6 protein-coding genes and 1 pseudogene are annotated in these 8,754 nt (G+C 34.7%); 6 read left to right on the top strand and 1 reads right to left on the bottom strand.

What is annotated here, in order from left to right; translation table 11 throughout:
* The first annotated feature begins 102 nt into the window (after window positions 1–102).
* The 5 genes and pseudogenes from AMS59_RS20835 to AMS59_RS20815 all read left to right on the top strand — a co-directional run bounded on the left by AMS59_RS20835 (window position 103) and on the right by AMS59_RS20815 (window position 7,038).
* Window positions 103–417 carry a GNAT family N-acetyltransferase gene (locus tag AMS59_RS20835; protein ID WP_053485634.1) on the top strand — a complete coding sequence of 105 codons (315 nt, stop codon included), beginning with the start codon at window positions 103–105 and terminating at the stop codon, window positions 415–417.
* Window positions 418–740: 323 nt separating this feature from the next.
* Complete coding sequence (locus tag AMS59_RS20830) at window positions 741–2,888, top strand: AAA family ATPase (protein ID WP_082337618.1); 2,148 nt, start codon at window positions 741–743, stop codon at window positions 2,886–2,888.
* Entirely contained in the window at window positions 2,882–4,675 is a 1,794-nt protein-coding gene (locus AMS59_RS20825) for an ATP-dependent helicase (protein ID WP_053485633.1), read from the top strand. The genes AMS59_RS20830 and AMS59_RS20825 overlap by 7 nt, the downstream gene beginning before the upstream one ends.
* Window positions 4,676–4,978: 303 nt before the next feature.
* The gene (locus tag AMS59_RS20820) at window positions 4,979–5,260 is read left to right on the top strand and encodes a hypothetical protein (protein ID WP_053485632.1); all 282 of its coding nucleotides are present in this window, start codon (window positions 4,979–4,981) and stop codon (window positions 5,258–5,260) included.
* A 542-nt stretch (window positions 5,261–5,802) separates the two neighbouring features.
* Window positions 5,803–7,038, top strand: a pseudogene (locus AMS59_RS20815) (IS110 family transposase).
* A 161-nt stretch (window positions 7,039–7,199) separates the two neighbouring features.
* On the opposite strand, the gene AMS59_RS27085 reads toward AMS59_RS20815, so the two are convergent.
* A complete protein-coding gene (locus AMS59_RS27085; protein WP_369814347.1) occupies window positions 7,200–7,376 on the bottom strand; it encodes a hypothetical protein in 177 nt (58 codons plus the stop codon).
* Window positions 7,377–7,608: 232 nt separating this feature from the next.
* Between AMS59_RS27085 and AMS59_RS20810 the strand changes: the two genes are divergently transcribed.
* Window positions 7,609–8,100, top strand: a complete 492-nt coding sequence (locus AMS59_RS20810; RefSeq protein ID WP_053485631.1) for a DinB family protein — start codon at window positions 7,609–7,611, stop codon at window positions 8,098–8,100.
* Window positions 8,101–8,754: the final 654 nt, after the last annotated feature.

Here is an 8,754-nt window from a genome sequence, read left to right as displayed (position 1 = left end):
CAACTTCAGCAATGGATTGCCAGCCTTCCTAATTATATCAAGGCTTATTTGTCGATTTCAGTCTGCGAAGTTTGAGTAAATAATTGTTTGATGGGTTATTATTTGGTTGATTTTGAAGGAATAAATCCTACAATGAAAAAATACGACAAGTGGAAAGATTTGGATTTAAAAAAATGTGCACTTATAAGCTCTTTTTTAATCCATCCACATCTTCGTGGGAATTCGCTGCAATTAAAATTGACACAGATAGCTGAAGAAGAAGCAGAATCAAGGGGTTTTTCTAATATTATGGTAAGTGTAAGAAATGATAATAAATTTGCTAATGTGAATTTTTTGAAGGTAGGTTTTAAACTCTTTGCAGAAAGCAAAGAATTAGGGTTTTATGACGAGATGGGATTTTACAAAAAATCTTTATAAGTTATTTCACAAAGAAAAATGGCAAAGTGAAAGATAACATAAATAAGTTTACAGGATTAGTTTCTTCTTAAACTAACAGGTGCTTTAGTAGAAGATTCGGTTTGTGGGATATAAAGAAGCAGAGTTGATTTCTACGTATTTTTGTAGATTAACTCTGTTTTTTTTGTCCTTAAAGATTTAGTTTAGCAACAATCTTTAAGAAAACAGCCTTTATTAAAGAATTGAAGACAAAAATGGTACGATTCGACATATTCATTCAATCTATTAATAAAAAGTGATAAAATAGGTAATAATACCTTTTTTAGGTTCGGGAGGATAAAATTATGCATATTTCAAAAATGTATTTAAGAAACTTCAGGAACTTCTGTTCACAGAACTTTTTATTTCATCCAGGAGTAAATACGCTTATAGGAGAAAACGGATCAGGAAAGACAAATGCATTTTTTGCATTACGCCTTTTACTTGATAATAATCTACCAATTAGTGCTTCTAAGCTAATAGAAAACGATTTTAATAGAAAATTATCTAGATGGCAGGGGCATTGGATAATTATATCTTTACAATTTGAAGATTTAGATTCAAGTGAGGGGGCAAATATTTTAGCTCATAAACTCGAACATGTTGATGAAGCGTCTAGCAGCGGATCTTATCATTTTTATTTTCGACCGCATAAAAAAATTAGAAAAAAACTATACGAGCTATCTCTTGATGAAGATAAGGATCAGCAAAAGCTTGAGGAAATTCTAAGTGCGATAACAATAAATGATTATGAAGGTGTCTATCATTTTCGAGGTACAGCTGATTTTTCTAATGAAGCGGTGTATAAAGAATTGGTTGGTGACTTTGAAAATATTATTTTCCCAAATCCTGATGATGATAAAAAGGATTTACTAGGCATTACATCATCCCAAATTTTTTTGGTACGATCAGAAATTGCATGTACGTATATTAAGGCTCTCCGAGATGTAATGGCAGAGTTACGTAAGAGCAAACAAAGCCCGTTATTAAATTTATTAAGGGGTAGTGCAAAAAATATTCAAGTAACTGATGCATCAAATATTACAACTAAGGTAACAGAATTGAACGAAAATATCAGTAATCTTTCGGAGATAAAAGAATTGGCTGAAAAAGTGAAAAAGACACTTGACTCAACAATTGGATTTACATATGCACCAAACGTAAGTATTCGTTCAGAGCTTCCTGAAGATATCAATAAACTGTTCCAGTCGTTAACACTATGGGTTGGAGATGGAGAAGACACAAGCCATCAAGGCAAACTAGAAGATTTAAGTTTAGGTGGGGCAAATTTAATCTACATAACATTAAAACTACTAGAATATGAGTACAAACAACCGACCGAAGAGAAAGCTGCCCATTTTTTATTAATTGAAGAACCCGAGGCACACATTCATACTCATATCCAGAAAACGATGTTCGATAACTACAAATTTCAAAACACACAAGTTATTACTACAACACATTCAACTCATATCTCTTCAGCAAATAAAATAAAGTCAGTAAATATTCTATGTAAAGAGTCTAACGAAACCATTGTATGTCATCCAAGCAATGGACTTGATGATAATGAGTGCACAAAAATTGAGCGATATCTTGACGCTACAAGAAGTACTCTTTTATTTGCTAAAGGTGTCATTTTAGTTGAAGGCGATGCAGAGTTAGTCCTAATACCAACTCTTTTCAAAAGTGTCTTTGGTTTAAGCCTTGATGAAATTGGTATCAGTTTAATTAATATGAATAGCACAGTATTCGACCATATTGCTAATCTATTCGATGATAAAAGAATTAGAAGACATTGTGCCATCATAACAGATCATGATCAGTCTCTTATCCCATTAAAAGAAAATAAAGACGATGATACCGACGAGGAAAAGAAATCGCGGAATTCTGCAATTAAAGGGGAAGAAAGAAAACAGAAACTTAATCAATACTGTGTTGACAATCCGTGGGTTGAAGCGTTCTATGCAGAACATACTTTTGAAGTTGATTTCGTCCTAAACGGTAATCGTCGTGAGATAATAAGAACACTAAGTAAAATTTATAAATCCCAAAAATCAATTGACACTTCAAAGGCTTTATTAAAGTCTAAAGATGATATAACTGTTGGCTGTGAAGCACTTCGTCTTGCGGATAAGGTGGTAGGAAAAGGCTGGTTTGCCCTAACACTTGCTGAGGAGATTACTTATGAAACATTTATTCCAGTATATATATTAGAAGCTATTGCGTTTGCAGCAGGGCATATTGGCTATAAACACTTTGAAAAAATGGCGAAATACCGAGTAGAGAACCATTGTAGCCATGAAGAATTGTGCGATTTTATAGATACTCTTGAAAAGTTAGATGATATAGAACGAACTTGTATTAAAATAAAAGAGTTATCTAAAGATTACCTGGAAGATAATGACGACCTTTTGTTATTAATCGACACTTATGAGGAGTATCACGTATGTTAATTGGTTTAAATTCCTATCAATTAGACGCAGTAACAACAGATAAAAATGCCCTTGTTATTGCGTGTCCTGGAAGTGGAAAAACACGGGTGTTAACTAGCAAAATTGCTTATGAGTTAGAGAAGCTTGAGAGTAAAAAAAAGTTTATTGTAGCACTCACTTATACTAATAGAGCAGCCGAGGAAATACAACGACGACTAGATGACCTTGGCATACCACAAGAGCAGCTTTGGGTTGGTACAATTCATTCTTTTTGCTACCAGTGGATTATTAAACCGTATTCAGCATATGAACCAGCATTAATAAATGGATTTTCTATCATCGATGACAATAAAAAGTTAAAGATATTAAATGATCTTAAGAAAAAACATTCAGTGCCCTATTTTAACGATGTCACAGTAGCGTTTAATAGGGAAGGAGAATATATAAACTCGGATTTTTCTGCGAACGAAGTTGCCAAAGAGTTCCATGATATAATCCTAGAAAACAAGGAAATAGATTTTGATTTGCTACTATATTATTCGTATAAACTGTTAAAAAGCAAAAAGAAAATACGCTCACATCTGGCGAATCTATTTTCTTATGTATTTGTAGATGAGTTTCAAGATACACAGGACCTACAATACGCTATTATAGGACAAGTCATTGCCGAGGCGAACGATAAGTGTAAATTGTTTCTAGTAGGGGATCCTGATCAGGCAATATACGGCTCATTAGGAGGAACATCTAAAAGTCTTTATGAGATACAAGAAGAAATCGGAAATCAAGAAGTAGTACTTAAAGAGATACCTGGGAATTACCGTTCTTCCCAAAGAATTGTTGATTTTTTTAAAAATTTCCAGTCAACAAAAGTAAGTATTCAGGCATGTGGTCGGTATGCAGAAGAGAATGGTTTAATTACACTTAATACAACAACACATAAAGATAATCTTTCTAAAGAGATAGCTGATATCATAACTTACAATTTAAATAATGGTGTAACGCCAAACGAAATATGCATAATAGCACCGCAGTGGTATTTTTTAACTCCATTGGCACAAAAGTTAAAATCCATCTTACCAGATGTTCCTTTTGATGCCCCAGGAGTTTCCCCACTCCCAACAAATAGGGAGAATTTCTGGTGGAAATTATCAAGATTATTTTTATCAGAAATAACACCAAATACATCTATGAGTCGTTTTAGATGGATGAAACAAATTATTGATGATTTAAACAGCTACACAAACGGTTCTCTAGGGAACGAGTACACAGACTGTAGAAGATATCTTAAGATAATTAATTCGATAAAACCGAACGAAACAATAGGTATATTATACTTGAAAAAAGCGTTTATAGCATTTTTCAATATACTTGACCTGGATATCTATGATTATTATGTATTAAAAGAACAATGGGATATATTCTTTGATGGAATTCAAACAAGATATGAATCATCTGATTTTATCGGAACTCCTGATGACATTCAGTACTTTAAGAATATATTTAAGCCTTCAACTGGTGTTGTGATAAATACATGTCATGGAGTTAAAGGTGAGGAATTTGAAACGGTTATTGCATTTGGATTACTTTGGGGTTATGTGCCTCACTGGAATTCAATAATCAAACAACCATATGATATCTCTGAATCTGCTTCGAAAAAGCTACTCTACGTGATAGGATCTAGGGCAAAAAGGAATTTATATTTATTTGCTGAACAAGAAAGAAAAACAAAATCAGGATATAACTATCAAATTAATGATCAATTAGCACAAGCTAACTTTCAATATGATATATTAGCAACTTTCAAATAAAATAGATAATGAACCAAGAGTAATAATAAAAAGTCGCATGAGCTATGCGACTTTTTATTTTCCTTCGTACGTATTTAGAAAAGTTTCAAATACCTTAAATTTCAAAATAGTAGAAAGGGAGCCAATGCATTAGAATTGAAGAGGTATAAAAGTCTAAGAGGGAAAACTCGAATGGAATCAACCGTCTTAGAAGATGAAAAATAAAAATTGCAACATTAGTTCGTGTCAAATGAAAAATAATTTCATATGTAGAATGCACCTTTCACTTAGAGAAGGACAATGAAAAATTAAGGAGGACTAAATTTGTTAAGTATATTTGATGGGAATTCTAAAGTCTATAAAAAAGTCATCCATGAAGCGTTAGAGATTGTTGTTGAATATTTCATGGAAGTTGGAAGCAACCTTGAATACGATGAAATATATGGAAATGTATTTCCGCTACACAAACAAGATGAGGAAGATAGGGAAAATCAAGGATTGGCTTTTCTAAAAAAATTGCATAGAGAAATAATTGATAACTTTTCTCATGAATTTTCTCCTCGTATATTAGTAGTAAGAGCTCTTTCCGATAGAATTTCCAGTTGATCCGGACAACTGGGGGATCTGTTGGATTTCCTATAGGAGATAGTCGCCTTTTGGCTCCCTCACTCTTTTTTTATGTTTTACCTGTTTGACCCTGGTTTACACGAGGGACCAAAAGGAAACTTCCATTTTAACCATTCAAAATAGTATAGCTAACAGGTGCTTACCTGCTTATTTGTGTTATCCAATTTTATATCGTTTGGGCGAAGGATGGAGGAGGCTCCATTTTAGTACTTCGTCCTTTTTTATTTCAACTTTTATTTCACTCAGACTGTGCCCATGAGACAATGGAACGGACAAGGTTGACACAGGAAATAGCTTTCACTCCTTGCGGACACTTTTATGTGTACTGCTTAAAAAGCCTGCTACCCATCGTTCATTATTGAAGGTCTAACCACTGGCTGCGACGCTGTTGGAGAAGAGAGTGTAGCGCTCATTATGGTCTTCTTCACTTTGATTGCTCATCACGAGGCAGACATCGATGATTCGACTGGGCACCCAGGTCTGAGACAATCTTGATTATTCCCCCATAGGAGGTGATTGGCATGTCACAAATGCTAGTCGGTATCGACGTGAGTATGCGCTCCCATCATGTCCAATTCATGCATGGCGAGGGTCATTCGCTTGCTGATTTTTCTGTTTCTAATGATATAGAAGGTGCGAACACCTTGATTCAAAAGCTTTTGAAAACAGCGGAAAAGAATCAGCTTACACAATTAAAAATTGGGATGGAGTAAACGGACCAATATAGTTGGCACCTAGCCCATTATTTGAAAAATCAATTACAGGGCTATGCACCCTTGTTTCAAACAGCGGTGTTTATGCTCAATGCTCGAAAAGTAGCACGCTTTAAAAAAGGCTACGATACGTTACCGAAAAACGACCGAATTGATGCCTGGGTTATTGCGGATCATTTACGCTTTGGACGCTTGCCATATGATATGCAAGAAACCCTTCAACACGAGGCGCTTCGCCGTTTAACACGTACACGTTTTCACATGATGCATGAAATTGCACGTAATAAAACGTACATGATGAATCAACTGTTTTTAAAATTTAGTGGCTTACGCCAAGATAACCCGTTCTCTAACACATTTGGTACGACGAGTTTAGCCGTCATAGAAGAGCTAGACCCCGAAATGATTGCAGAAATGCCACTAGAAGAGCTAGTAGAGTTCTTACAAGAAAAGGGCAAGAATCGTTTTGCGGAACCAGAAGAAATCGCAAAATATCTTCAAAAGTTGGCACGCAACTCCTATCGTTTAGACAAAACGATGGCGGATCCCGTTAATTTATCACTATCTGTGATTTTAAGTACGATTCGCCATATGGAAGCCCAAGTCAAGCGCTTAGATAAAGAAATTGAACGTATGATGAAGGGGTTCACCCAAACATTAACATCGGTAAAAGGCATCGAACCCGTTTACGCAGCGGGATTAATCTCTGAAATTGGTGACATTAAGCGTTTTGATGATCATCACGCTTTAGCGAAATACGCAGGACTTGTATGGTCACAATATCAATCAGGTGAGTATGAATCAGAAAACACCCATCGTGTGCGAACCGGGAATAAGTATTTACGCTACTATCTCGTTCAAGCCGCTGATGCCATACGAAAACATGACACTGAATATAAAGTCTTTTATCAAAAGAAATTCAACGAAGTTACGAAGAATCAACACAAACGCGCTCTCGTCTTAACCGCTAGAAAACTTGTACGCCTCGTGCATTCGCTACTACGCACGAATCAGCTGTACATACCAATCGAAAGGAGAGAGTAAATTTACCCATTCTCTTTCTTTCAACCCTTTGAACCGACTTCCATTTTCGCCCTTTTTTTGCGCGAAAAATGCGAGGTTTATTTGAGTACGCTTAAAAACAGTTTTTTAGATGCTTAATAGCTTAAGAATTTCCAATTCCGATGTTTTTTATGGTTGACATATCACCACTGGGCTTTGAGAATAGAATCTATCAAAGAAATTATACTTTCAAGTCCTTCTTTCTTTTGCACCATGAGCGTACGTTGCCTTGATAGTTTTGTTTGATAATCAGAAGTAGGATCGTTTAGCAATAACTTTATTTCTTTTAAAGAGAATCCCAGTTCTTTAAAGAATAAAATTTGCTGCAGTTTAATTAATGAATCTGAATCATATTTAAATGGCCCTTTAATGAAAACGAGCGCTGATCATTATTACAGAATCGTGCCCGATTGTGGAAGATCGTTAATTAAAATACAGGCTCCACAAATATAAAGACCATGTATATTTTCACTTCTATATACTATTTTCTGAAAATTTGATAAATTAATAGTAAGTAATGTTTAGAGAGTTACAAAAAAGGAGGCTATCCAAATGAGTAAAAAAGAACTCTTGCAAAATGGAGTCAATCAAGTTTTTTACGAAGAAGAATGGTACCCACCGTTATCAGAAGCATTAAAGAATCTCACTGCTGCACAAGCATGTTGGCAACCAGAAGGAATGGCCGCTAATACGATTTGGGAAAATGCAAACCATTTACTAACCTTTAAAGAGCGCTTACTTTCTCGCTTACATAAAGATGACACATTTGTTGCTCCACAAAATAATGATGAAACGTTTGTCCAAGGTGAAGCTAATGATGAAGATGCTTGGCAAGAAACAGTGAAGCGAACGCTTCACGTACATGATGCCTTACAATCTTCATTAGCATCCCTTCAAGAAGCAGTATTAGATCAACCTAGTCCTTCTCTTCCAGTTTGGCAACAATATCTAAATATCCTTTTGCATGACGCTTATCATACAGGACAAATTGTACAACTTCGTAAACTACAAGGCTCATGGCCAGCTAAGCGCTCATATTTATAAACGATGATTAAAATTGCTTGAATATTGCACACAACAAAGCGATTTAAAAGTAGATCTAACTGTTACATCAAATAAGATCCCGATTTCTTAGTATTCACATTGAGAAATTGGGATTTTTTATTAACCTATAATAGCGCTCGAGTGTTTAAGATCATTATTCAACTAAAGCCTCTATTAGTTGAGTTTGAGGAGCCGGTTGTAAAATGCAGATTTACAGCGTTTCTGCAAAATCTTGAAAAGCCTTATTGTAACTATGTTCGTATACCTTTGCTAAAAATTTGTATAGATAATGTTCATACAAAATACCACAAAACACTGATTTAACAGCATTCGTGACTTTTTAATGTGCGCCCAAACTTTTATTTGTGAACGATATTCAGAGTATATTTTATTAATATTTATTTTACTAAAAGTGAAATAAGCCTACGATAGTCCCTACCGCCATACACGAAATAATACCCAACCCTAAGAAAAAATACACAAAAACATTCTCTTTTGAAAAAAATCGAACTTTCGTGAATTCTTTACTGGAATCAATATAAAAATAAACAACCATCTACATTTATTCATGATATGACACTACCGTCGCATGAATTTTAACTGAAATTTCAGATTTATTCTTCCGCCTTTTTAGAGTAAAAACGAAGACATGTA

Origin of the sequence: Lysinibacillus sp. FJAT-14745, from assembly GCF_001275675.1 — a bacterium.
GTDB lineage: Bacteria > Bacillota > Bacilli > Bacillales_A > Planococcaceae > Lysinibacillus.
Note: the sequence above shows the minus strand (reverse complement) of the source record. Positions and strands in the feature narration are given on the sequence as shown.